We start from the raw sequence: 22,039 nt of genomic DNA, 5'->3' as shown, positions 1-22,039 counted from the left end.
CGGCCGCGTCAGCGCCGCTGGAAGGCGCGGTTCAGGACGTCGAGGGTGACCGCCAGCCCGAGCCGGTGCCCGTGCTCGGAGGCGAAGCGGTAATGCACGCCGGCCCAGATTCGCGCCTCCAGGAGTTCGGCTGTCGCCGCCTGAAGGCTGTCGTAGCGGCGGGTCGTGCCGGAGGCGGGGCTGTACGCGGCGAACGTGAGGTCGTCACGGCCGAAGAACGACCCCAGGGCCGTCATGACCGCCGTGGTGAAACAGGCGTGACCCGACGGGTACTCCGGCGACGGGGCGGTGACCCGCAGCGGCGTCCAGTCCGGGTCGGGATCGGTGGCCGCGTTGCCGTCGGTGCCGGCGAGCGCAATGGCCGTCACCGGGCGCCAGAAGTTCCAGTGCGCCTTGGCCTTGTAGCAGGCGATCAGGGTGTCGGCGGAGGCCACGTACACCATGGCGAGCAGCCGGGCCGTCCGGAGGCTGCTGAGGCGGTGCGCGCCGGCGAGTTGCCGGGTGATCGACCATTCGACCATCCGGGAGTCGTCCCACCAGATCGCCGCCTCGGTCTGGTCCTCGGTGCGGACGGTGCTGGTGGCCGCGCCGAGGCTCTTGACCTCGTTCAGGTCGCGGGCCCAGGCGGCGCCGGTCAGGGCCGGCGGGGGCTTGACCCGGTAGGCGCCGGCGTCGGGGACGACGAACGGCTTCAGGTTCGGCACCCAGGCGCCGACGTTGACGTAGCCGGGCGGGGTGAGCCGGTATTCGCCCGGCTCGGTGCCGACGGTCCACGGCGCGGTGGGGTCGAAGCCGTCGTCACGGCGGCTCTCGGTCATCGCCGCGGCGGCGGCCCGGCCGACGGCCACCCCGCCGTCCTCGGCGCGGCCGTCGGGGATCGCGGCCAGCGCCTCGGCGTACCGGGCGTTCAGCGACTCGGCCTGCCCGGGGAAGAGCCACAGCAGCGTGTCGTGGGCGGCCGCGGCCACCGCCGCGGCGGTGGAGTCCCCGGGGCGGCTGCGGGGCGCGCTGACCAGGGGCTCGTACGGACGGCCGGCGACGGCGTTGACCGCGTCGTACACAGCACCCTGCACGATGGCGAAGCTGCGGGTGCTGGTGGTGGGCGACTGCTTGGCGGTGTCGTAGATGGCGGCCTGGGCGTGGATGTTCCAAGCGATGACGGGATTGCCCGGGGCGGCCTCCACGCCGCTGTGTGCCTCGGCCGTGGTAGCCGTCAGTGGGACGGTCAGGGCGAGTACGGTGAGGACCGCGATACGGCGTAACCCTCTGAATGATCCGGCAAGCGGACGTTGTGTCACGAGACCCCCAGGGGCTTGTCGGTGACAGATTCTCCGAGCCTATCGGCGGGGGTCAGTTTTGTCGTTACATCGACAATCATCGACAATCCGACGGGGTTCACACCCGGATGTCCGTCACCCCGGCGACGAATGCGCGGGCTCCGGCCGGGAGCACTCGGCCGGAGCGCCCTCCGGGCAGGCCGGTCGGCCGTGGTGGCGAGGTCGGTCGCCGGGACGGAGGTGACGGGGCCTGGGTCGCCGAGCTCACCGGCAAGCTCCTGGATGGCTGGCCCAAAAGCATGCGACTGATCGTCCGAAAGGAACGCCCCCATCCCGGCGCTCAGTTGAGGATCACGGACGCGGACGGCATGCGGATCACGTGCTTCGCGACCAACACCCCAGACCGGCCGATCGCCGAGCTCGAGCACCGTCACCGGCTGCGGGCCAAAGCCCTGAAAAATCCCCAGTCTCGCGCTCGTCGCCACTTGGTTGCGGGCTCAACCAGGGAGCGGGCCCGAGTGATCAAGGCCCCGAACTCCCGCCTTGTCCCCAGGGGCAAAGTAGCTGTCAGGGATGCTTAGTACTCCAGTTGCGGTTCTCCATATGCCCTGGTCAGGTGGCTCTTTGGGAGTGTAATTGGCTGACGCCTCGTCAGGGCGGCGGTGGTTCGTGACTCACCCGATCGGGGTGCGTTGAACCGGTTATGGAGCCGGAGATCGATGTCGAAGTAGGCCTGTGGGATGCCGAGTTGAAGTCGCTGCTGCTCCGGGTGGGAGAGCGGTTCGGCCGCGTCGAGCCGCGGCGGCGGATGCGGGACTACGTCCGCGGCCTGTTGGGACCGGTAGGTCGGAAGAACAGCTGGCAGTTGGCCGAGCACGCAGGCAACGCCACTCCCTACGGGTTGCAGCGGCTGCTGTCGTGGTGCCAGTGGGAACCCGACGAGATCCGTGATGACCTGCAGAATTACGTTGCTGAGCGGCTCGGGCAGCCGGACGGTGTGCTGATCGTCGACGACACCGGCTTCCTCAAGAAGGGCACCATCTCCGCCGGAGTACAACGCCAATATTCCGGCACCGCAGGGGCCCGTATTTCAATAAGTGCTCGGCAGAGGGGTGTTGGTGGGAGTCTGAGATATGACCCGGTGTCTGTCAGGCCGCGTTGCCGCTCGTGCTCTGCGAGCCAAGTTCGATCAGATCCTGCCGCACTTCGATGAGCGCCGCCGTCGGTTGTACCTGGCCAGTGAGGCGACGGCCCTCGGTCGCGGCGGGATCGTCCGGGTCGCCGCCGCCTCCGGCACCAGCACTGCCACCATCGCGCGAGGCATGGCCGAGTTGGCCGGTTGCTCCTCACCGACCCTGCGGGTCCGGGCTTCAGGTGCGGGCCGCAAGCGGCTGACAGATACCGACCCTGGTCTACTGCCCGCGCTGGAGTCGTTGATCGAGCCGCACACCCGAGGCGACCCCGTCTCCCCGTTGCGGTGGACCACATTGTCGTTGCGAGCTCTGGCCTCGGTCCTCACCGCACAAAACCACCCGATCAGCGCTTCAACCGTCGGAATCCTGCTGCACACTCTGGGCTACAGCCTGCAGGGAACCGCGAAGACGACGGAGGGCATCAGCCATCCGGACCGCGATGCCCAGTTCGCCCACCTGAATGCCACCGCCGCCGCCTTCCTCAACGACGCCCAGCCGGTGATCAGCGTCGACACCAAGGCCAAGGAATGGCTCGGCAACCGGGACCGGCCCGGCCGCACCTGGCGGCAGGGCAAGAACGCGATCAAGGTGGACTGCCACACGTTCACCACCAACGACCAGCCCATGGCCATCCCCTACGGGATCTACGACATCGCCAACAACAGCGGATGGGTCAACGTCGGCACCGACCACGACACCGCCCAGTTTGCGGTGGAGTCCATCCGACGCTGGTGGCAACACCGCGGACGGGCGGACCACCCGCACGCCACCCGGCTCCTGATCACCGCCGACTCCGGCGGCTCCAACGACCCCCGCCGCTGGACCTGGAAAAGCAACCTGGCCGCCTTCGCACGAGAGAGCGGCCTGGAGATCACGGTCTGTCACCTACCGCCGGGAACTTCGAAGTGGAACAAGATAGAGCACCGGATGTTCTGCCACATCACCGCGAACTGGCGAGGGCGGCCGCTGACCAGCTACCAGGTCGTCCTCGAGACCATCGCCGCCACAACAACCAAGACCGGCCTGACCATCGGGGCCGAACTGGACACAGGCAGTTACGACCTCGGCATCAGCGTCACACCCGCCGAGTTCCACGCCCTTCCGATCACACCCAACACCTTCCACGGTGACTGGAACTACACGCTGTCTCCCGTTCCACCCCGAGCGCCAGACGCGCCGGCAACGACACGCCGGACCGACCCGGCCCTGAGCGCGATGCTCACAGATCCGGCCCTGACCGGCATGTCACGAACCGCCTTCGAGTATTTGGTGACGGCCTCGGAGCCTTTTGTCGGCGTACACAGTTACGTCCCCACCTTCGTACGGATGAATAGGGACAGATGTTGATGCGGTGAACCGTGCGGCTCGGCACTCTGCTGCTGTCGGTATGACGGTGGAGGGTGGCTGACGATGGTCTTGGACCCGCATCGCTGGTTGGAACTGCGGCGCTTCCGTGGGCTGTTGGAGTCCGGGGCATTGAGCCTGTCGGAGATCGCCCGGGAGACGGGGCTGGACCGCAAGACGGTCCGGAAGTACCTCTCGTCGCCGGGCCCGACGACGCCGCCGCGGCGGGCGCCGAACGGGCGGCCCCGGGCGAGGGTGATCGACGAGTTTGCGCCGCTGGTCGTCCCGATCAACGGCCCCAGCTACCGGCTCAAGAACCGCCTCCAGGCCATCGAGCGCGAGACGGACGTGGCCTGACAGTTGGGGACGAAGAAACGTACAGGGCTGGGGACTTAAGTCCGTACGCCGACACCTTTCTGGGATGCCTTGGCCGAGGCAGCATTCCAGCGACGCTTCCACCGCCCGCGCAGCTACCGCCACCCACAGACCAGCAGCGTGGACCACACCCACCGGCTCCTGGCAGCCATCCTCCGCCGCCGCAGAGCGGTGACCATGACGTTCCTGGCGCAACTACTGGGCGTCAACCGCACCAACCTGTCCATCCAGTACCAGGACGCAAAACGGCTCCTGGACCTGCACCGGATCCTCGTCACGCCGATACCCGGATCGCCCGCCCGCACATTGGAACAGCTACACGCCCGAACAACCCCCGCGGAAACCCGTCGCTGACAGTTATTGAAATACGGGCCGCAGGCCGCACGGAAAACTGCCAGATCAGGGTGTTCGCCGCCTGCGCCTCCGCCAAGGGCAGGGCCCTGGTGGACCGCGAGCTCTACCTGCCCAAGTCCTGGACCGGAGATCCGGACCGGTGCCGCGCCGCCCGAATCCCGGAGGGCAGGTCCTTCGCGACCAAGCCGGAACTCGCACGCGCCATGGTCCGGCGGGCGCTGGACTCTGCCCTGCCGATCGCCTGGGTGACCGCCGATGCGGCCTACGGACAGGAGTGGCACTTCCGGCAGATCCTGGAGGAGGCCCGCGTCGGATACGTCCTGGCGGTGCCCAAGTCCCAGCAGGTCAAGACGCCTGCGGGCAGTTGGCGCATCGACCATGTCCTGGCCGGCGCCCCGGCCGAGGCGTGGGAGCGGATCTCCTGCGGGGACGGGGCGAAGGGGCCGCGGGTCTACGACTGGGCCGCGGCCAAGCTGCCCACCATCGACGGTTGCGATCCCACCCACTACCGCTGGGTTCTGGCCCGCCGCAGCCTGGCGCGTCCCGAGGAGATCGCCTACTACCTCGCCTTCGCCCAGGCAGACGTCACGGTAGCCGAACTCGTCCGGGTCGCCGGCGCCCGGTGGGCCATCGAGGAGTGCTTCCAGGCCGCGAAGAACGAATGCGGCCTGGATCAGTACGAAGTCCGCCGCTACGTCGGCTGGTACCGCCACATCACCCTGGCCATGCTCGCGCACGCCTTCCTGGCGGCGATGACCGCCCATGCCCTCGAAAAGGGGGCCGGAGAAACGGTTCGAGCAGCCTCGTTCCCCTCACCGTGGCAGAAATCCGAAGGCTGTTGGACCTTGCCCATTCCTCCGCAGCCCGGCACCACTCACCTCGGCGCCGTCTCCACTGGTCCCGATGGCGACGCCGCCACCAGGCCGTCGCCCGCCACTGCCACTATCAGCACCGCGCGCACCCCGATCGGGTGAGTCACGAACCACCGCCGCCCTGACGAGGCGTCAGCCAATTACACTCCAAAAGAGCCACCTGACCAGGGCATATGGAGAACCGCAACTGGAGTACTAGATCGCGGTGAAACCGCCGTCAGCGGCGACCACGGCTCCCGTGACGAAACTGGAGCGGGGCGAGACGAGGAAGCACAGGACCTCGGCGATCTCCTCGGGCTGCGCCACGCGTCCCAGTGGCTGCGCGGCGGCGAAGGACGTCAGGTAGGCGCGGCTGTCGGGGCGGAGTGTGTCGAGGAAGTCCGTCTCGATGACGCCTGCGGCCACGAGGTTGGCGCGGATGCCCAGCGGGCCGCCCTCGACGGCGAGCACCTTGGTCAGTTGGGCCAGAGCGCCCTTCGACGCACTGTAAGACTTGTCCCGTAACTGCTGGTCATAGGTGAGATGATCTTGGTGTGGCTGGTGTAATCACGGCGTCGGAGCCGTCCTGGATAGCCCCGTTCACCGGGCTGAGCCCGCGTCAGTTCGGCAAGCTGATCACAGCGTTGCGGCGCGAGGGCGCCGACCCGGTGCGCAAGGGCAGGCCGTGGAGCCTGCCGCTGGAGGACCGGGTGCTGCTGGTCGCCGCCTACTGGCGGACCAACCTCACACTGCGCCAACTGGCGCCACTGTTCGGGGTGTCGAAGTCGGCCGCCGACCGCATCATCGACCACCTCGGACCTGCGCTCGCCCTCCAGCCGCGAAGACGGTTCCGCAAGGACGCCGTGCTGATCGTGGACGGCACCCTGATCCCCACCCGCGACCACACCGTCGCCGAGCAGTCGAAGAACTACCGCTACTCCACCAACCACCAGGTCGTCATCGACGCCGACACCCGGCTCGTCGTCGCCGTCGGCCGCCCGTTGCCCGGCAACCGCAACGACTGCAAGGCGTGGGAATTGTCCGGCGTGAAGGCCGCCGTCGGCAAGACAATGGTCATCGCGGACGGCGGCTACCGCGGCACCGGCCTGGTCATCCCGCACCGCCGAGAACGCGGCAAGGCCGAACTCCCCGACTGGAAAGAGGAACACAACGCCTCCCACCGCAAAGTCCGCGCCCGTGTCGAGCACGCCTTCGCCCGCATGAAGACCTGGAAGATCCTCCGCGACTGCCGCCTCAAAGGCGACGGCGTCCACCACGCCATGCTCGGCATCGCCCGCTTGCACAACCTCACCCTCGCCGGGTGACGAAGAAACCCGCAGGCCAGTTGGCATGCCGTAGATCATTTACGGGACAACGCTTAGGCGACGCCTTCGGGCAGGGCGACGGTAGAGGCGTACGAGCCGGTGCTCACGATGGCGCCGCCGGCACGGCTCTTCATGGCCCGGAATGCCTCGCGGGCGCAGAAGAAGGAGCCGCGGGCGTTGACCGCCATCACGGTGTCCCAGTCCTCGGCCGTGGTTTCGGTGACGGGCTTGTTCTGGGTACGCCCGGCATTGTTCACGAGGATGTCCAGCCCGCCGAAGGCGTCCAGGGCCCTTGCCACCGCACGGTGGGCGGTCTCCTCTTGGGTGATGTCACCGTTTGTCGTGACGACGCCGGGAAATTCCTCCGCCAGGTTCGTGACGTCGGGGCGGAGGTCGAGGGCGACGACCCGGGCGCCGCGGGCGTGGAGGAGCGCCACGGTCTCCCGGCCCACCCCTCGCGCGGCTCCAGTGACGAGGGCGATCTTCCCAGCGAACTCGGTGGATTCGGATGTTGCGGCGGATGCAGTTGCAGGTGTCATGGTGCGGTCCCTGGAGAAGGTGACTGTGAGTGCAGGCGTCGGTGCAGGACACCTGAGGTGCTGTGCAGCGGTGCGGTGCGCGGACCGGGTGGGCCGCGCCGTTGACGCATTCACGGCAGGCCCACGTGGACGTCGTACGGCTGGGTTGTTCAGTGCGCGGTGAGCCCGCCGTCGACCACCAGCTCCGCGCCGGTGACGAACGAGGAGTCGTCGCAGGCCAGGAAAAGGATCGCGGGGGCGACCTCGTCGGCGCGGCCGGCTCGGCGCATGGGGGTGCGTTGGATGTCCGGCTGCTGGTCGCCTTGGTCGTCCAGGAGGTCCTGGATCATTGGCGTGGCGATCACCCCAGGATGCACCGAGTTGATCCGTACTCCCTGCCGGGCGTACTCGACCGCGGCGGTCTTGCTCAACAGGCGCACGGCCCCCTTGGACGCCTGGTAGGCCGCAGCCGCACCGCTTCCCACCAGGCCGAGTACTGACGACGTATTGATCACCGACGCGTTGCCGCTCGCACGCAGGAGAGGCATCGCCGCCTTCATGCCGAGCCATGTGCCTTTCTGGTTCACGTCAATGACGCGGTCCCACGCCTCTTCCCGCGTGTCCTCGATACCTGGCCAGTCCAGGATGCCGGCGAGGTTCACGAGCACGTCCAGCGTTCCGAACCGGTCGCGTACGACGGTGATCACTTCGTTCCACTCCCGCGCGGAGGAAACATCGAGGCGGGCAGCGACGACCTCCGCACCGCGTGCCTCGATCCGGTGGGACAGCTCCCGCAGGGGGCCTTCGGCGACATCGGTGATCACCAGCCGGGCGCCTTCGCTGGCGAAGAGCTCGGCGGTCGCTGTGCCGAGGCCGCCAGTCGCGCCTGTGATCAGCGCGACCTTGCCGTCAAGTCGTTGTCCTGTCATGGATGTGGTCCTTGATTCTCGTTGATGTTGACTGACTGCTGTGTCGGGACTTCCTGGTCCGCCGACGGCGGAGTCGCACGGTGGTACCAGGGCGGTCACGGGCCCGGCCTTCTCTATGACTGCCTCTGCTCCCGGTAGAGCACGAGGTGCTCGTGACAGGGCACTCCGTCCCGGATGTCGCCCGTGGCGGCAAAGCCGGTGTCGTCGGCGTAGTCCAGGTGGCTGCCGGCCACCGAGTACCGGCCGGTGTACGCGCTGGCCCGCTCACCGCGGGTTTCGTCGTACCGGCCGTCCGGCAGCAGCTCCTGCCGGATGTGACCACCCGCGGTCACGCACGCCCCGACCACGTCGACCTGGTCGCCCTCAACGGTCCCGGTCATGGCGGACTCCTCTCCTCGCACGATGTGGTCCTTCCCGCTCCACCGAGTCTGGGCAGGCCACAGGCCATCAACCAGGACGTGTGCTGCCTGGGCATGGCACACCCAGGCAGCACACCGAGCCCTCGCCTAGCCTGAACACATGGACGACAACCACCTGGGAGACTTCCTGCGCGCACGCCGCGCCGACCTGCGGCCGGAGGCCGTCGGCATGGCGAGTTACGGGCCCCGCAGAGTCGCCGGACTGCGCCGCGAGGAGGTCGCCGTCCTGGCCGGAATCAACGCCGACTACTACACCCGCCTGGAACAAGGCCGCGAGCGCAACCCCTCACCCCAGGTGATCGACGCACTCAGCCGCGCACTGCACCTCGACACGGAGGCCCGCGTGCACTTGTACCGGCTGGCCGGGGCCACGCCGAACGACCGGCCCTCTGCCCATGCCACCGAGCAGGTGAGCCCAGCGCTGCGACAGCTGATGGACGGCTACCCGAACACTCCAGCGTTCGTCATGAACCGGACCCTGGACCTCCTCGCCGCCAACGCCCTGGCCGATGCCCTCTACGCCCCGTTCGATCCGGCGGACAACCTGGCCCGCATGACCTTCCTCGACCCCGCAGGCCGCAGCTTCTACATGGACTGGGACCGGGCAGCACAGGCCACCGTCGCCAACCTCCGCGAGGCAACCGGATTCGACCCGGACAACCCACGGCTGCGCGAACTCGTCCGCACCCTCACCGAGGACAACGCGGACTTCAACCGTCTCTGGGACGCCCACACCGTGCGTGGCAAGACCCAGGACGCCAAACACTTCCTCCACCCGGACGTCGGCCCCCTCACCCTCACCTACCAGGCATTCGACGTACGCGACGCCCCCGGCCAGCAGCTCGTCATCTACCACGCCGAACCAGGCAGCCCCAGTGCCCAGTCCCTCAATCTGCTCGGCTCCATCAACGCCACCCGCCGCCGGCCCGCCCCTCGGTCCCGCCGCTGATCAGCCGACGGAACATGGAGATCGGTCGGCAATAGTGCCCGGTCGATTTCGCCTCCGCGTGTTTCATAGGTGGTGATCTGTGACGTTCTGTAGCGGACGGAGAGGCAAGGTGGCCCACCGGCGGGCGCGGCCATGATCAGGGCCACGGACGCTGAGTCAGTATTTTGAACTCTGGCCGTGAGGCGCGTACGGCTGGGTGATCTGTTTCGTGGCGAATGGCGGCCAACTGCTGAAGGACCCTGCAGCCGGCCCCTGGGCCGAACGCCCTCCGCGCGGCCGGCGTAACCGACTGAACCCACCGCCCGCGGATCAGGCGGCCGGCTCAGCCTGCCAGCTGCTGCAGCCATTCACGCAGCAGAGCCGTCTCCGTGTCGCGCAGAGGTACCGCGGCGCCCGCTGCCGGTGGCCCGGTGGTGAGCGCGGTTTCCAGTGCGGCATCGAGGGCGAGTGCGCGCGAGGCCAGGTCCGACCCGGATGAGGCGGGCGGGTCCGTGGTGACCGAGGCGATGACGGTGTCCCGCAATCGTGCCGAAATGGTCAGGTCCCGCTCCGAGGGCTCTTCGCCGATCAGCGCCAGCGTGGTACCCGTGGTCGCCGCATGGATGACGCGGGTCGCCTGCGCCACCGGAACCCGAAGACGCCCGGCGTCGGCCGCCCGGCTCAGCAGTCCCACCAGCAGGGCGTGCGCCTCGTCCGCGGCCGGGGGCCGCCGCCCGGGCTGCACCGTGCCGTACATGAGCATGTAGAACGCGGGGTGCTGCACTCCGAAGTCGACGTGCAGGTCCCAGCCGCGGTAGAGGTCGGCCACCGGGTCGTCGGGGGTCAGCGCCAGCGCCTCCCGTTTCTCGGCCAGGTACATCTCGAACCCGTAGGCGGCCAGCTCGGCCAGGAGTCCGTCCTTGTCGTCGAACATCCGGTACAGCGCGGGGCCCGTGATGCCCGCGGCTGCGGCGACAGCGCGCGTGGAGACCGCCTCGCTGCCGCCCTCCTCCAAAAGCTTGGCGGCCACCTGCAGCACCTGGCGCCGCACGGCGCGTCGTCCCTCGTTCATGGAACAACGATATCGCGATTTGCGGATCGTCGCCTTTCCGGTGTTACGGTTTGAAGCGGAACGGCGATCCACGCTGGTGGTGGTCGGCACCGGCCCGCGACACCTGGCATGCGCCGCACCCCGGCCGGGCCCATTGGCCCCTCACGTGGAGCACGCGGCGGGCAGCTCATCGTCCGCCCGCACCACCACCGCACGCGCCGCCACCGAACACGCCCCCATCGCGGCAGGAGAGGAACACCCATGTCCGACATCTCGATCGTCATCGCGTCGCATTCCGGCTACGGCCACACCGCGCAGATCGCCACGGCCGTGGCCGACGGCGCAACCTCCGTCACCGGGACGCACGTCCACCGCCTGGACGTCGCCTCCCTCAGCGACGCCGACTGGGAACTGCTGGACTCCGCGGACGCCATCATCTTCGGCACCCCCACCTACATGGGCACCGCGTCCGGGGCGTTCCACGCCTTCGCCGAGGCCAGCAGCAAGCGGTGGATGACCCGCGCCTGGAGCGACAAGCTCGCGGCGGGATTCACCAACTCCGGCTCCATGAGCGGCGACAAGATGCACACCCTGCAGTACCTGGCGCTCCTGGCGGCCCAGCACGGGATGCTCTGGGTGAGCCTGGGCCTCCTGCCGGGCTGGAACACCACCACATCCAGCCCCCAGGACGACAACCGCCTCGGCTTCTACCTCGGCGCCGGCGCACAGAGCTTCAACGACACGCCCGCGGTCCACGACGCAGACCTGAACACGGCCCGCCACCTCGGCCGGCGCGTCGCCGAGCACACCCGCATCCACCGCGCCGGACTGACCGCCGCAGCGCACTGACACGACGGTCCGCAAAAAACTTTCCAGATTTCTTTCAGAGGAGTGCGTCATGCAGCACCGGACACTCGGAAGCCAAGGCCTTGAGGTCTCGGCGATCGGCTACGGCGCGATGGGCCTGACGATGGCCTACGGAGCCACCGACGAGGAGGCCGGCGTCGCCGCCCTCCACCGCGCCCACGACCTGGGCGTCACCTTCTTCGACACCGCCGAAATGTACGGCTGGGGCACCGGATCCAACGAGATCCTGGTCGGCAAGGCGGTCAGGGACTTCCGCAACGACGTGGTCCTGGCCACCAAGTTCGGTGTCGACATGTCCGTGCCTCCAGAGCAGATCGGCGGCGCCCTCAACAGCCGGCCCGACAACATCCGCAAGGTCGCCGACAACAGCCTGCGCTACCTCGACGTGGATCACATCGACGTCTTCTACCAACACCGCGTCGACCCCCAGGTGCCCATCGAGGAGGTCGCGGGCACCGTCAAGGAGCTGATCGACGCGGGCAAGGTGAAGTACTTCGGCCTCAGTGAGGCCGGACCCGAGACGATCCGCACGGCGCACGCCGTGCAGCCGGTCTCCGTCCTGCAGACCGAGTACTCCCTGTTCGAACGCGACGTCGAGCACATCTTCCCCACCCTGGACGAACTCGGCATCGGCTTCGTCGCCTACTCCCCCCTCGGCCGCGGGTTCATCACCGGCACCGCCAAGCCCGCCGGCCAGTACGAAGCCACCGACATACGCACCGTCGACCCGCGCTGGCAGCCAGGCAACTTCGAGAAAAACGTCGACGCCGTCGACCGGCTCGCCGAGCTCGCGGCGGCCAAGGGTGCCACCGTCTCCCAGCTCGCCCTGGCCTGGCTCCTGACCCGCGGCGAGCACATCGTGCCGATCCCCGGCACCCGCAGCCCGAAGCGCATCGAGGAAAACGCCGGCGCCGCCCACCTCACCCTCACCGACGCCGACCTCAAGGCCATCGACGAGATCCTGCCCCACGGCGGCTTCGGCGCCCGCTACACCGAGGGACACGTGCCCACCTGGACCTGATGATCCACCCCGGGACAGATACCACTCAGGTCGACTCCGGTGAGATCAGCGCGGGGCGCCGGTGAGCTTGCTGTGAAGATTGGGGCGCCGAGCAGGCCGCAAGGCTGCGGTTCAACTCGCCCGCGGGGGGAATGCGCCGCCACACTGAGCGCCCACCTGGAGCAGGCCGCGTCCGGCCTCCAACTGAACCCGGGATCGCCCTCCCCTTGTGTTCGCTTGCCCGATAGCGCTACGGAGCGCCTTACCCGGGGAAAGCGCTCCCCTCTTCGAGGCAAGGGTGATGCCAATGAGCCCGGGACCGCAGGCGCGGGAGCTTCTTGCTGATGAGGCATCGAGGCATGCTCAAAGTGGAAGGTGTTGTTCATGAGGCAGGAGAGGAGGCCAGGTTTGGACTGGACACTTGACGAGGAGTTTGAGACGCCTGAAGGGGTGGTGCGGTGGGGGGCCTTGGGTAGCGGAGACCCGATCGTGCTGGTGCACGGCACGCCGTATTCTTCCTTTCTTTGGCGGGACATCGCTCCGGCGCTCGCCCGTACCCGCAAGGTCTTCTTTTTCGACCATCTCGGCTTCGGCCAGTCGGACCAGCGCGAGGGCCAGGACCTCAGCCTGGCGGCTCACGCGAGGAACTTCGCCCGGCTCCTCGACCACTGGGAGCTGTCCGGGCCCAGCGTGATCGCCCACGACATCGGCGGGGCAGTGGCGCTTCGGACATTGCTCTTGGAGGAGAGGAGCTACCGGGATCTGACCCTCTTCGACGCGGTGAGCGGCGGCGAGTGGGAGCGAGGGCTCTTCCAGCTCTTCCTGGAGCACAGGGAGGTTTTCCAGAAGCTTCCGGGCTACGCGCACGAAGCGCTGGTCGCCAGTCACCTGCGGCACGCCACGCAGGTCGGTTTCCGGCCGGGAGTTCTCGATGCGTTCCTCGCGCCGTGGCGAGGGGACGAAGGGCAGGCCGCGTTCTATCGTCAGTACAGCCAGATCAGGCAGGCGGACACCGTCGCGTACGAGCACCTGCTGGGCGGTATGTCGCTTCCTGTACGGCTCGTCTGGGGCCGTGAGGACCGCATTCTTCCTCCGAAGTACGCCGAGTGGTTGCACGAGCGCGTTCCGCATGCCGAGCTGCACTGGATCGAGGGCGCCGGCCACCTCCTGCAGGAAGACGCCCCGGCCCAGCTGCTGGCCTGCCTGACAGCGGGATAAGCAGATCGACGAACTCCTCTGTCCGCTCGATCCTCCGGACCGAGGCGACCGCCCTCCGCACGCCACCACCTCGTGGCCCCGGCTGGTCTCTCCCGTCCAGCCGGGATCATGCTCTGCCCGCGCCCGGGCGCTACGCTCGTCGGGGTGCCCTATGGGGCTTCAGCCGAACGATCGTCCCCATGGGCTTCTTTGGTGATGCCCGGGTACCTGCCCTCGGTACTGCCCGGCTTGTGGCGGCGGGCTCGTAGGTGACCGTTTCGAACGGACAGCCGGCGGCAACGTCCCGCAGGGCCGCCAGTTCGGCGTCGTCGGCAGTCAGGCCCCAGCGCAGTTTCGTGCCTGCCCATTCCGCGGCGTACTGGCAGCGCACCTCCGTGGAGGCGGGTGGCAGGCAGTCGGCCGGGTCCTTGTCGGACTTGCTGCGGTTGGAGCGGGCCGTGACGGCGACCAGGGACGTCGCTGCACCCTGGTCGTTGGCGTAGGTCTCGCGGCGCTGCGGCGTCCAGGCGGAGGCGCCGCTGTCCCAGGCTTCCGCGAAGGGAACCATGTGGTCGATGTCCAGGCCGGACGCGGAGGTCACCCAGGTCGCGTCGTAGTACGACCACCAGCGGCCGCCCTCCAGCTGGCAGCCCGGGTGGTTCTCCGGCGCTTCGACGGCCTCCCAGATCAGCACCTCCGCACGGGTGTTGCAGCCGTCGGTGGGGTTGATGCCGGCGTTCCAGTGATTGAAGGAGGTGCGTGGTAGCCCTCCCGCGACTCGGTACCCAGGGGCAGGCGGTCGACGCAGACGGCGTCTACGAGGCGCAACTGCAGGAGATCGACGAGGCCCGGCTGCGCGCGCTGTACCGGACGCGAGCGGACGGCACGTACTGCGTGCGCACCATCGCGCCACGCGGCTACGCGATCCCGATGGACGGTCCGGTCGGTGACCTGATCGGCAGGACCGACATCAGTCACTTCCGTCCCGCGCACATCCACTTCCTGATCGACCACCCCGGCCACGAGAAGCTCATCACCCACCTGTTCCGGCAGGGTTCCGAATTCCTCGACACCGATGTCGTGTTCGGCACCAAGGACGAGCTGATCGTGCGCTTCACCGAGGAACCGGCCGGCTCCTCCCCCGACGGCGGCACCATCGACGAGCCGTACCTGCGCGCCGAGTTCGATTTCGTGCTGCAGCCCCGGACGACGGACGAGCCGCAGCCGTGAATCTCGGGCTGCTCCTGCTGCGGCTGCTGCTCGCCGCGCTGCTGTTCGGCCACGGCACCCAGAAACTGTTCGGCTGGTTCGGCGGTGCCGGGCGGGCCGGGACCGCCGCCGTCTTCGACCGGTGGGGCTTCGTGCCCGGCCGGCGGATGGTGCTCGTCGCCGGGGCGGCCGAACTCGCCGGAGCGGTCTCGGTCGCGGCCGGGCTGCTGACTCCCGGCGGCTGCGCGGTGATCGTCGGCACCATGGCGGTCGCGGCGGCGGCGACCGCGCCGAACGGCTTCTGGGCCCAGAAGGGCGGCTGCGAAGTGCCCTTCTCCTACGGCGCGGTGGCCGCGGTCCTCGCCTTCACCGGCCCCGGCGCCTGGTCACTCGACCACGCCCTCGGGCTGACGGAACTCGACGGCTACGCATGGGGATGCGCGGCACTGGCCCTCGGCCTGGCCACCGCGGCCGTACCACTGACCGCCCGCTCCCGTGTTCTGCGGGCCCGGACCACAGACTCCACAACGAGGTGACCACATGACGATCGAACAACCACGCCGGGAAGACTTCACCCCCGGACGCCCCGTCCTGTTCCGCAACGCGACCGTCCTGTCCATGGACCCCGCGATCGGCCTGCTCGACCGCGGCGACGTGCTGGTCCGCGGTGAACGGATCGAACAGGTCGGAAGGGACCTTCAGGCACCCGACGACGCCGTGGTGGTGGACTGCGCCGGCGGCATCCTCATGCCCGGCATGGTCGACACCCACCGGCACATGTGGCAGACCGCGCTGCGCGGCCTCGGAGCCGACTGGCCCCTCTCGCAGTACTTCGTCTTCTACTACCTCAACTGGGGCAAGATCTTCCGCCCCGAGGACATCCACGCCGGCAACCTGCTGTCCGGCATCGAGGCGCTCGACGCGGGTGTGACCACCACGGTGGACTGGTCGCACGGGCTGCAGACGCCCGAGCACGGGGACGCGGCCGTCGAATCGCTGCGCGCGGTGCCGGGCCGCTTCGTGCTGGCCTACGGCAACCTGCTCGGCGCCCCCTGGGAGTGAACCCACTCGAAGGAATTCCGGTCCTTCGTCGACCGCCACTTCTCCGGGCGGGACGACATGCTGGGCCTGCAGCTCGCCTTCGACGTCACCGGCGACGAGGCCTTCCCCGAGAAGGCGGCGTTCGAGGCGGCCCGCGAGCTCGGGCTGCCGGTCACCACCCACGCGGGCGTCTGGGGCGCGACGAACGACAACGGCATACGTCTGATGTGGGACCACGGGTTCATGACGCCCGACGTCACCTATGTCCACGCGGCGACGCTCAGCGAGGACTCGTACCACCGGATCGCCGCCTCGGGCGGCACGGTCTCGGTGTCGGCGGAGAGCGAGCACAACGCCGGCCAGGGTTACCCTCCCACCTGGCGGCTGAGGCGCCATGGCATCCCCGTGTCACTGTCGATGGACACCAGTGTGTGGTTCAGCGCCGATCTGTTCTCGGCGATGCGCGCCACGCTGTCGGCCGACCGGACGCGGGAGCACATGGCAGCCCACGCGGCCGGGGAGACGGTGGTGCACCACAGCCTGCGGGCCCGGGACGTCGTGGAGTGGGCCACGATCGGCGGCGCCGGAGGCACGGGCTCGCCGACAACATCGGCTCGTTGACGCCGGGCAAGAAGGCCGACCTCGTCCTGCTCAAGAACGACCGGTCCCCGGCGATGTACCCGATCCTGCACCCCTACGGGCACGTGGTCTACCAGGCCACCCGCGCCGACGTGCACACCGTGCTGGTCAACGGAACCGTGGTGAAGTACGCGCACGAACTGGTCGGCGTCGACCTGGAACGGGCCCGCACCGCCGTCGCCGCGACCGTGGACTACGCGCGGACCACCATGGGCGAGGACGCGTGGCGCGAGGCCGTGGAGCCGCAGATCCCGACAACCGAGGTGATCTCGAACCCGTACACCTACAGCGAGTACCGCGGCGAGGGCGTCGCCGTGCAGAACGAGGGGGCGTAGCCCATGAGCGGCGGTTCAGGCGGCTCACGCGGACCGCTCGACGGGCTGCTGGTGGCGGACTTCTCCCGCATCCTCGCCGGTCCGTACGCGACGATGCTGCTCGCCGATCTCGGGGCCGACGTGGTGAAGGTCGAGGGCCCCCAGGGGGACGACACCCGCACGTGGACGCCGCCGGTGCGCGACGGTGTGTCGACCTACTACCTCGGGATCAACCGCGGGAAGCGGTCGATCGCGCTCGACTTCCGCGACGAGGCGGACGCGCGGCTGGCCAGGGAGCTCGCTCGGCGCGCGGACGTGGTGATCGAGAACTTCAAGCCGGGCGGACTGGCCCGGTACGGCCTCGACCACGCGTCGGTGAGCACCCAAAACCCGGGCGTGGTCTACGCGTCGATCAGTGGTTTCGGAGCCGGACCCGGCCGAAACGTACCCGGCTACGACCTGATGGTCCAGGCGATCTCCGGGCTGATGAGCCTCACCGGTGATCCGGACGGGCCGCCGTACCGGGCGGGGATCTCCGTCTTCGACGTGATGGCGGGCAACCACGCCGCCCTCGGCATCCTCGCCGCGCTGCGGCACCGCGACGCCACCGGCCGGGGCCAGCTCGTCGAGGTGAACCTGCTCTCGTCGGCACTGACCGGGCTGGTCAACCACAGCTCCTCCTACGTGGCCGGCGACACCGTGCCCTACCGGATGGGCAACGCGCACCCCAGCGTCTTCCCCTACGAACCGCTGCCGACGGCCGACCAGGACCTGATCGTCACCGCGGCCAACGACGGGCAGTTCCGCAAGCTGTGCGAAGTACTCGGGATCCCCGAGACCGCCGACGATCCCCGCTTCCGGCACAACGCCGACCGTACCGAGCGACGGGAGGAACTCCGGCCCCTCCTGCTCGAACGGCTCAAGACGAGGACCGCCCTGGAGTGGTTCGATCTGCTCGTCGACGCCGGGGTCCCCTGCGGACCGATCAACACCATCGACGGCGGCTTCGCGATGGCCGAAAGCTTCGGACTCGACCCGGTCGTCGAGGTCGGCGAGGGAGACCGGGCCGTACCCACGACACGGCACCCGATCCGCTTCTCCGAGACGCCCGCCGCCTACCGCCTGCCCCCGCCCGAACTGGACGAGCACGGGGCCGAACTGCGCAAGTGGCTGCAGGACTTGCTGGAGGACGACGATGCCTGAGTACCCGACCGCGCTCGGCGCGTCCTCCCTGGACAAGATCACCCTGCTCGGCCAGGACCTCGCGGCCGATGTGATGGGCGAGGTGGGCTTCGGCGAGCCGGCGTTCTGGCTCGCCACACAGCGCCGACCCACCCCCGGGGAGACACGGGTGTTCGAGGCCGTGCTCGCCGCCCTGGCCGACCACGGCTTCACCCCGACCGCGATCACGACCAGGCTGACGTACCTGTCGGCGCCCGACTCGGTCCAGGGCGCCCTCGCCGCCGGGCTCCTGGGCGGCGGCTCACGCTTCCTCGGCGTGACCGAGGACTGCGGCAGGTTCCTCCACGACGCCCTGTCGACAGCGCGGGGTGGCCCCCCGACCGACGAGACCCCCGCACACCGAGGCTGTTCCACATCGCCGCCGAGGAAGAGCTGGTCGGTCCGCACCTGTTGCTCTTCGCGGCCATCGGCCGAATCCACCCTCAAGTTCTGGGCAGAACACTGCCGTTGAACGGCGCCGGCGTCCGCGGCGCCGCGCTCGCCGACCTCGGCCTCCCGCTGGAACTGCTGCGTGCCTTCGCCCTGCTCGCCCGCACGGCCGGACTCATCGGCCAGCTCGCCGAGGAGATCCGCAACCCCGTCGCGAACGACATCTTCCTCTCGGTGGACCGGGGCAACCGCGCCGTACCGCCGCACCCTGCCGACGGAGGCGAAGCTTCAGCAAGCGGTTGATCAGGACGGCACTGATGCCGTACGACGGTAGCGGCCGGGCGCGATGCCCTGTTCCCGGGAGAACGCCCGCGAGAAGGCGAACTCGGAGCGGTATCCGACGGCTTGCGCGATGTCGCCGACCGGATTGTCGGTGTCGCGCAGCAGGCGGGCGGCCCGGTCGATCCGCACGCGCGCGAGGTAGGCCAGTGGGGTGTGGCCCACCACCTCCTTGAACTGGCGGGCGAAGGCCGGGCGGGACATCGTGACGGTGCGGGCCAGGCTCTCCACCGTCCAGTCTCGGTGCGGCTCTTCGTGCATCAGTGACAGGGCGGTCCCGATGCGCGGGTCGCGCAGGGCGGTCAGCCAGGACGGTCCCGTCTCGGTGGCGGTATCGGCCCGTTCGATCCAGGCGCGGATCGCGAGCACGAAGAGCACCTCGGTCAGACGGGTGGCCACTGCCCGGGAGCCGGGCTGCCCGCCCGCCGTCTCGGTGGCGAGGATCCGGACGACATCCTGCAGGTGGGGGTCGGCGCTCATGCCGGGCACATGGATGACCTCCGGCAGCGCCGACAGCAGCGGATGCCCGTCGGTATTGCCGGCGTAGTGGAACTTGCCGCACACCACCCGCACGACGGGCCCGGCCCCGCCCAGGTCGACCACGCCCTCCCCGCCCGGCGGGTGAGCGGCCTCCAACTCCGCGTACGGGAGGGCCTCTTCGTCGGGGGCCCCCAGCAGCCGGTGCGGCGTGCCGCGCGGCAACAGCACCACGTCCCCGGACACCAGCTGCACCGGTGGCGCCTCGCCGGTCCGCAGCCAGCAGACGCCCTCGGCGATGACATGGAACCCCGCGGTGCCGAGCCGGTCCACGGCACAGCCCCACCCGGATCCGGACGACCGCAACTGGGCGAGCAGCACGCCCCTGAAGCCCGTGGCGGCGAGTACGTCGGCGAGCACGTCCATGCCCCACACCCTAACGCCGGAATGATGCAGAGGATCGGCGAGTGAGACTCTGAGGCAAATTATTGAGGGCATCCGTCATGGATGCTCTCGGCGCCGATGCCTAGGGTTGCCGACGAAGACGGCGCAGGACGGCCCCGCGCGACCTCCGGAAGAGCGCGCGCCGCCTGCTACCGAGGACGGAAAGCATGAAACTAGGCATTGCCATGTTCCCCGCGGACTTCGCCGTCCGCCCCGACGAACTCGCGCGTGCGGTCGAGGACCGCGGCTTCGAGTCGCTGTTCCTTCCCGAACACACCCACATGCCCGCCACCGAGCGCACGCGCGCCGAGGTGGGGGAGCTGCCCGCGCACTTCTCCCGCACCCACGATCTGTTCGTCGCTCTCACCTATGCCGCGGCCGCCACCCGGTCCCTGCGGGTGGGCGCCGGCATCTGTCTGGTGCCCCAGCGCGACCCGATCGTCACCGCCAAAGCGGTGGCCAGCCTGGACGCCCTGTCGGGCGGACGTGTGCTGTTCGGGGTGGGCGCCGGATGGATCAGCGAGGAGATCGCCCATCACGGCACCGATCCGGGGCGTCGTTGGAGTGTCATGGCCGAGCGGGTGAAGGCGATGCGCCGGATCTGGGAGGACGACGTCGCCGAGTTCCACGGCGAGCACGTGCGCTTCGGACCCCTGTGGTCCTGGCCCAAGCCCCACCGGCCGTCCGGCCCGCCGGTTCTGGTGGGCGGTTCCGGGCCCCTCGTGGCGAGCCGGGTGCTCGACTTCGGCGACGAGTGGATGCCGCACGCCGGCATGCCGGTGGCCGAACTGGCCGAGCGCGTCGCGAAGTTGCGTGCCGCGGGACGTGCGGCCGGACGCGCCGATGACGTGCCGGTGACCGTCTTCGGGGCCGAGCCGGAGCCCGCGCACCTGGCGGAGCTGCGGGACATCGGCGTGAACCGGGCGGTGCTGTACGCGCCCCCGGCCGACGCCGAGGCCGTACACCGCTTCCTGGACCAGGTGGCTCCGCTGACCGCCGCGTTCTCCAACTGACCGAACACCACGAGACACTGAAACCGAAGAGGAAATACCCCATGAGCAAGGTCTGGTTCGTCACCGGCGCCTCCCGCGGCTTCGGCCGCCGCTTCGTCGAAGCCGCTCTGTCCCGCGGCGACAAAGTGGCCGCCACCGCACGCGACACCACCACGCTGACCGACCTCGTCACGGCCCACGGGGAGGCAATCCTTCTCCTGAAGCTGGACGTGACCGACAAGGCCGCGGTCTTCACGAGTGTCGAGCGGGCCCACGATCACTTCGGCCGCCTCGACGTGATCGTCAACAACGCGGGCTACGGCCTGTTCGGCGCCGTCGAGGAACTGCCCGAACGGCAACTGCGCGACCAGATGGAAACGAACTTCTTCGGCGCACTGTGGGTCACCCAGGCGGCGCTGCCCCACCTGCGCGAGCAGGGCTCCGGCCACGTCGTGCAGATCTCCTCCACCGGCGGTGTGGCGGCCTGGCCGCTGCTCGGTGGATACCACGCCTCCAAGTGGGCCCTGGAGGGCCTGACCGAATCGCTCGCCCAGGAGGTCTCCGGCCTCGGCATCAAGGTGACACTGGTCGAGCCCGGCGCCTATGCCACCGACTGGGGCGGTCCCTCCGCCGTTCACGTCTCCGCCCACCCCGCCTACGACGGCGTTCGTGAACAACTCGACGCGTTCGTCCAGGGGCTCGACTTCGGCGACCCCACCGCCGCAAGCGAGGCGCTGCTGGAGATCGTCGACTCCGACAACCCGCCGCTGCGCGTCTTCTTCGGCACCCAGGGCAACCACATGCTCCCGCAGGTCTACGCCGACCGGCTCAAGACCTGGGCCGACTGGGGCGACCTGTCGATCCGGGCGCAGGGCGGACAGGCCGCGTGACCGAGCCGGACCTCTCCGGTCCTCCTTCCCGCACACCAAAAGAATCGGATGCAGCTCCGCTGAGGGAAGATCGCCGTACAGGTCGTGAGGTCGTGGTTGTGCTGGTCGGGAGTTGATCACGAGCACGGTGCCGTGCTCGGCCTGCAGCTTCTCGAAGAGTTCCCGCAGCTGGGGTTCGCTGTTGGGCAGCCGCTTGTCGAAGGCTTTCTTCCCCGCCGGGGTGACGGCGGTGGCGTGGTGTTCGCCCTTGCCGACGTCCAGGCCGGGGAAGACGCCGATGTCACTGGTGTCGATCACGTGGGTACTCCGGTCGTGCGTCCCGGCCTCACCTGCGGCACCAGCTGCCGGCATCCACATGACGAAGAGCCTTCCCGGCCTCCCAAGGGAACGGGGGGCCAGTCATGCCGGGCCCGGAGGCCGGGTATCCCATTGCGGGGCCCGGTGCCCTACAGCAG

19 protein-coding genes and 10 pseudogenes are annotated in these 22,039 nt (G+C 69.2%); 20 read left to right on the top strand and 9 right to left on the bottom strand.

Annotated elements, in window-relative coordinates:
- Positions 1-8: 8 nt before the first annotated feature.
- A complete protein-coding gene (locus tag QF035_RS54065; RefSeq protein ID WP_307530484.1) occupies positions 9-1,298 on the bottom strand; it encodes a vanadium-dependent haloperoxidase in 1,290 nt (429 codons plus the stop codon).
- Positions 1,299-1,519: 221 nt separating this feature from the next.
- Between QF035_RS54065 and QF035_RS54060 the strand changes: the two are divergent.
- The 6 genes and pseudogenes from QF035_RS54060 to QF035_RS54035 form a co-directional block, all read left to right on the top strand.
- Positions 1,520-1,726 (top strand): annotated as a pseudogene (locus QF035_RS54060) (IS1380 family transposase); the annotation flags it as partial.
- Positions 1,727-1,980: 254 nt separating this feature from the next.
- Positions 1,981-2,466: pseudogene (locus QF035_RS54055) on the top strand (transposase); the annotation flags it as partial.
- Positions 2,411-3,766, top strand: a pseudogene (locus QF035_RS54050) (ISAzo13 family transposase); the annotation flags it as partial. The pseudogenes QF035_RS54055 and QF035_RS54050, both read left to right, overlap by 56 nt.
- A 114-nt stretch (positions 3,767-3,880) precedes the next feature.
- Positions 3,881-4,171, top strand: coding sequence for a hypothetical protein (locus QF035_RS54045; protein ID WP_373467048.1), 291 nt, complete (start codon positions 3,881-3,883; stop codon positions 4,169-4,171).
- 47 nt (positions 4,172-4,218) lie between these two features.
- A pseudogene (locus QF035_RS54040) lies at positions 4,219-4,563 on the top strand (ISAzo13 family transposase); the annotation flags it as partial.
- Positions 4,564-5,400 (top strand): annotated as a pseudogene (locus tag QF035_RS54035) (IS701 family transposase); the annotation flags it as partial.
- Between the two features lie 210 nt (positions 5,401-5,610).
- Here the strand turns inward: QF035_RS54035 and QF035_RS54030 are convergent.
- Positions 5,611-5,907 (bottom strand): annotated as a pseudogene (locus tag QF035_RS54030) (SDR family NAD(P)-dependent oxidoreductase); the annotation flags it as partial.
- Positions 5,908-5,948: 41 nt separating this feature from the next.
- On the opposite strand from QF035_RS54030, the gene QF035_RS54025 reads away from it, so the two are divergent.
- Positions 5,949-6,719 (top strand): transposase, encoded by a 771-nt coding sequence (locus QF035_RS54025; RefSeq protein WP_307517388.1) that lies wholly within the window; start codon positions 5,949-5,951, stop codon positions 6,717-6,719.
- Positions 6,720-6,775: 56 nt separating this feature from the next.
- On the opposite strand, the pseudogene QF035_RS54020 reads toward QF035_RS54025, so the two are convergent.
- From QF035_RS54020 to QF035_RS54010, 3 genes and pseudogenes are all read right to left on the bottom strand, one after another.
- Positions 6,776-7,258 (bottom strand): annotated as a pseudogene (locus QF035_RS54020) (SDR family NAD(P)-dependent oxidoreductase); the annotation flags it as partial.
- A gap of 149 nt (positions 7,259-7,407) precedes the next feature.
- Positions 7,408-8,166: an SDR family NAD(P)-dependent oxidoreductase gene (locus QF035_RS54015; protein ID WP_307530481.1), complete on the bottom strand. Its 759-nt coding sequence runs from the start codon at positions 8,164-8,166 to the stop codon at positions 7,408-7,410.
- A gap of 113 nt (positions 8,167-8,279) precedes the next feature.
- Positions 8,280-8,546 carry an Atu4866 domain-containing protein gene (locus QF035_RS54010; RefSeq protein WP_307530479.1) on the bottom strand — a complete coding sequence of 89 codons (267 nt, stop codon included), beginning with the start codon at positions 8,544-8,546 and terminating at the stop codon, positions 8,280-8,282.
- Positions 8,547-8,685: 139 nt separating this feature from the next.
- Between QF035_RS54010 and QF035_RS54005 the strand changes: the two genes are divergently transcribed.
- On the top strand, positions 8,686-9,534 hold the full coding sequence (locus tag QF035_RS54005; protein WP_307530477.1) for a helix-turn-helix transcriptional regulator: 849 nt from the start codon (positions 8,686-8,688) through the stop codon (positions 9,532-9,534).
- 322 nt (positions 9,535-9,856) lie between these two features.
- Here the strand turns inward: QF035_RS54005 and QF035_RS54000 are convergent, their stop codons facing one another.
- The gene (locus tag QF035_RS54000; RefSeq protein WP_307530475.1) at positions 9,857-10,585 is read right to left on the bottom strand and encodes a TetR/AcrR family transcriptional regulator; all 729 of its coding nucleotides are present in this window, start codon (positions 10,583-10,585) and stop codon (positions 9,857-9,859) included.
- Between the two features lie 240 nt (positions 10,586-10,825).
- Between QF035_RS54000 and QF035_RS53995 the strand changes: the two genes are divergently transcribed.
- The 3 genes from QF035_RS53995 to QF035_RS53985 all read left to right on the top strand — a co-directional run bounded on the left by QF035_RS53995 (position 10,826) and on the right by QF035_RS53985 (position 13,649).
- Positions 10,826-11,413: a flavodoxin family protein gene (locus QF035_RS53995; RefSeq protein WP_307530473.1), complete on the top strand. Its 588-nt coding sequence runs from the start codon at positions 10,826-10,828 to the stop codon at positions 11,411-11,413.
- Between the two features lie 49 nt (positions 11,414-11,462).
- The gene (locus QF035_RS53990; RefSeq protein WP_307530471.1) at positions 11,463-12,452 is read left to right on the top strand and encodes an aldo/keto reductase; all 990 of its coding nucleotides are present in this window, start codon (positions 11,463-11,465) and stop codon (positions 12,450-12,452) included.
- Positions 12,453-12,815: 363 nt separating this feature from the next.
- Positions 12,816-13,649: an alpha/beta fold hydrolase gene (locus QF035_RS53985; RefSeq protein ID WP_307530469.1), complete on the top strand. Its 834-nt coding sequence runs from the start codon at positions 12,816-12,818 to the stop codon at positions 13,647-13,649.
- Positions 13,650-13,884: 235 nt separating this feature from the next.
- Here QF035_RS53985 and QF035_RS53980 read toward each other — a convergent pair.
- Positions 13,885-14,441, bottom strand: a pseudogene (locus QF035_RS53980) (HNH endonuclease family protein); the annotation flags it as partial.
- A 15-nt stretch (positions 14,442-14,456) separates the two neighbouring features.
- On the opposite strand from QF035_RS53980, the gene QF035_RS53975 reads away from it, so the two are divergent.
- From QF035_RS53975 to QF035_RS53945, 7 genes and pseudogenes are all read left to right on the top strand, one after another.
- Positions 14,457-14,858: a dioxygenase family protein gene (locus QF035_RS53975; RefSeq protein ID WP_307532019.1), complete on the top strand. Its 402-nt coding sequence runs from the start codon at positions 14,457-14,459 to the stop codon at positions 14,856-14,858.
- Positions 14,855-15,373 (top strand): DoxX family protein, encoded by a 519-nt coding sequence (locus tag QF035_RS53970; RefSeq protein WP_307530467.1) that lies wholly within the window; start codon positions 14,855-14,857, stop codon positions 15,371-15,373. Before QF035_RS53975 ends, QF035_RS53970 begins: the two co-directional genes overlap by 4 nt.
- A gap of 4 nt (positions 15,374-15,377) precedes the next feature.
- Entirely contained in the window at positions 15,378-15,899 is a 522-nt protein-coding gene (locus tag QF035_RS53965) for a hypothetical protein (RefSeq protein ID WP_307530465.1), read from the top strand.
- 57 nt (positions 15,900-15,956) lie between these two features.
- The gene (locus QF035_RS53960) at positions 15,957-16,499 is read left to right on the top strand and encodes an amidohydrolase family protein (RefSeq protein ID WP_307530463.1); all 543 of its coding nucleotides are present in this window, start codon (positions 15,957-15,959) and stop codon (positions 16,497-16,499) included.
- Positions 16,496-16,852 (top strand): hypothetical protein, encoded by a 357-nt coding sequence (locus QF035_RS53955; protein ID WP_307530460.1) that lies wholly within the window; start codon positions 16,496-16,498, stop codon positions 16,850-16,852. Before QF035_RS53960 ends, QF035_RS53955 begins: the two co-directional genes overlap by 4 nt.
- A 3-nt stretch (positions 16,853-16,855) precedes the next feature.
- Positions 16,856-18,034 carry a CaiB/BaiF CoA transferase family protein gene (locus QF035_RS53950; RefSeq protein WP_307530458.1) on the top strand — a complete coding sequence of 393 codons (1,179 nt, stop codon included), beginning with the start codon at positions 16,856-16,858 and terminating at the stop codon, positions 18,032-18,034.
- Positions 18,027-18,745, top strand: a pseudogene (locus QF035_RS53945) (citryl-CoA lyase). The gene QF035_RS53950 and the pseudogene QF035_RS53945 overlap by 8 nt, the downstream one beginning before the upstream one ends.
- Here QF035_RS53945 and QF035_RS53935 read toward each other — a convergent pair.
- Positions 18,746-19,684, bottom strand: a complete 939-nt coding sequence (locus tag QF035_RS53935) for an AraC family transcriptional regulator (RefSeq protein ID WP_307530452.1) — start codon at positions 19,682-19,684, stop codon at positions 18,746-18,748.
- 185 nt (positions 19,685-19,869) lie between these two features.
- Here QF035_RS53935 and QF035_RS53930 point away from each other — a divergent pair, with 185 nt between their 5' ends.
- Together QF035_RS53930 and QF035_RS53925 are read left to right on the top strand one after the other, a co-directional pair.
- A complete protein-coding gene (locus tag QF035_RS53930) occupies positions 19,870-20,715 on the top strand; it encodes an LLM class F420-dependent oxidoreductase (protein ID WP_307530450.1) in 846 nt (281 codons plus the stop codon).
- A gap of 41 nt (positions 20,716-20,756) precedes the next feature.
- Positions 20,757-21,584, top strand: coding sequence for an SDR family NAD(P)-dependent oxidoreductase (locus tag QF035_RS53925; RefSeq protein ID WP_307530448.1), 828 nt, complete (start codon positions 20,757-20,759; stop codon positions 21,582-21,584).
- 99 nt (positions 21,585-21,683) lie between these two features.
- Here the strand turns inward: QF035_RS53925 and QF035_RS53920 are convergent.
- Positions 21,684-21,881, bottom strand: a pseudogene (locus QF035_RS53920) (IS110 family transposase); the annotation flags it as partial.
- Positions 21,882-22,039: the final 158 nt, after the last annotated feature.

This window comes from Streptomyces umbrinus (genome assembly GCF_030817415.1).
In the GTDB taxonomy this organism is placed as follows: domain Bacteria; phylum Actinomycetota; class Actinomycetes; order Streptomycetales; family Streptomycetaceae; genus Streptomyces; species Streptomyces umbrinus_A.
The sequence above is the reverse complement of the archived record's forward strand: the minus strand, read 5'-3'. Positions and strand labels throughout refer to the sequence as shown.

Bases quoted from the DNA above. Each gene is read 5' to 3' on its own strand.
- QF035_RS54045 (WP_373467048.1), top strand. From the start codon at position 3,881: ATGGTCTTGGACCCGCATCGCTGGTTGGAACTGCGGCGCTTCCGTGGG.
- QF035_RS54015 (WP_307530481.1), bottom strand. From the start codon at position 8,166: ATGACAGGACAACGACTTGACGGCAAGGTCGCGCTGATCACAGGCGCG.
- QF035_RS54010 (WP_307530479.1), bottom strand. From the start codon at position 8,546: ATGACCGGGACCGTTGAGGGCGACCAGGTCGACGTGGTCGGGGCGTGC.
- QF035_RS54005 (WP_307530477.1), top strand. From the start codon at position 8,686: ATGGACGACAACCACCTGGGAGACTTCCTGCGCGCACGCCGCGCCGAC.
- QF035_RS54000 (WP_307530475.1), bottom strand. From the start codon at position 10,585: ATGAACGAGGGACGACGCGCCGTGCGGCGCCAGGTGCTGCAGGTGGCC.
- QF035_RS53995 (WP_307530473.1), top strand. From the start codon at position 10,826: ATGTCCGACATCTCGATCGTCATCGCGTCGCATTCCGGCTACGGCCAC.
- QF035_RS53990 (WP_307530471.1), top strand. From the start codon at position 11,463: ATGCAGCACCGGACACTCGGAAGCCAAGGCCTTGAGGTCTCGGCGATC.
- QF035_RS53985 (WP_307530469.1), top strand. From the start codon at position 12,816: ATGAGGCAGGAGAGGAGGCCAGGTTTGGACTGGACACTTGACGAGGAG.
- QF035_RS53965 (WP_307530465.1), top strand. From the start codon at position 15,378: ATGACGATCGAACAACCACGCCGGGAAGACTTCACCCCCGGACGCCCC.
- QF035_RS53960 (WP_307530463.1), top strand. From the start codon at position 15,957: ATGCTGGGCCTGCAGCTCGCCTTCGACGTCACCGGCGACGAGGCCTTC.
- QF035_RS53950 (WP_307530458.1), top strand. From the start codon at position 16,856: ATGAGCGGCGGTTCAGGCGGCTCACGCGGACCGCTCGACGGGCTGCTG.
- QF035_RS53935 (WP_307530452.1), bottom strand. From the start codon at position 19,684: ATGGACGTGCTCGCCGACGTACTCGCCGCCACGGGCTTCAGGGGCGTG.
- QF035_RS53930 (WP_307530450.1), top strand. From the start codon at position 19,870: ATGAAACTAGGCATTGCCATGTTCCCCGCGGACTTCGCCGTCCGCCCC.
- QF035_RS53925 (WP_307530448.1), top strand. From the start codon at position 20,757: ATGAGCAAGGTCTGGTTCGTCACCGGCGCCTCCCGCGGCTTCGGCCGC.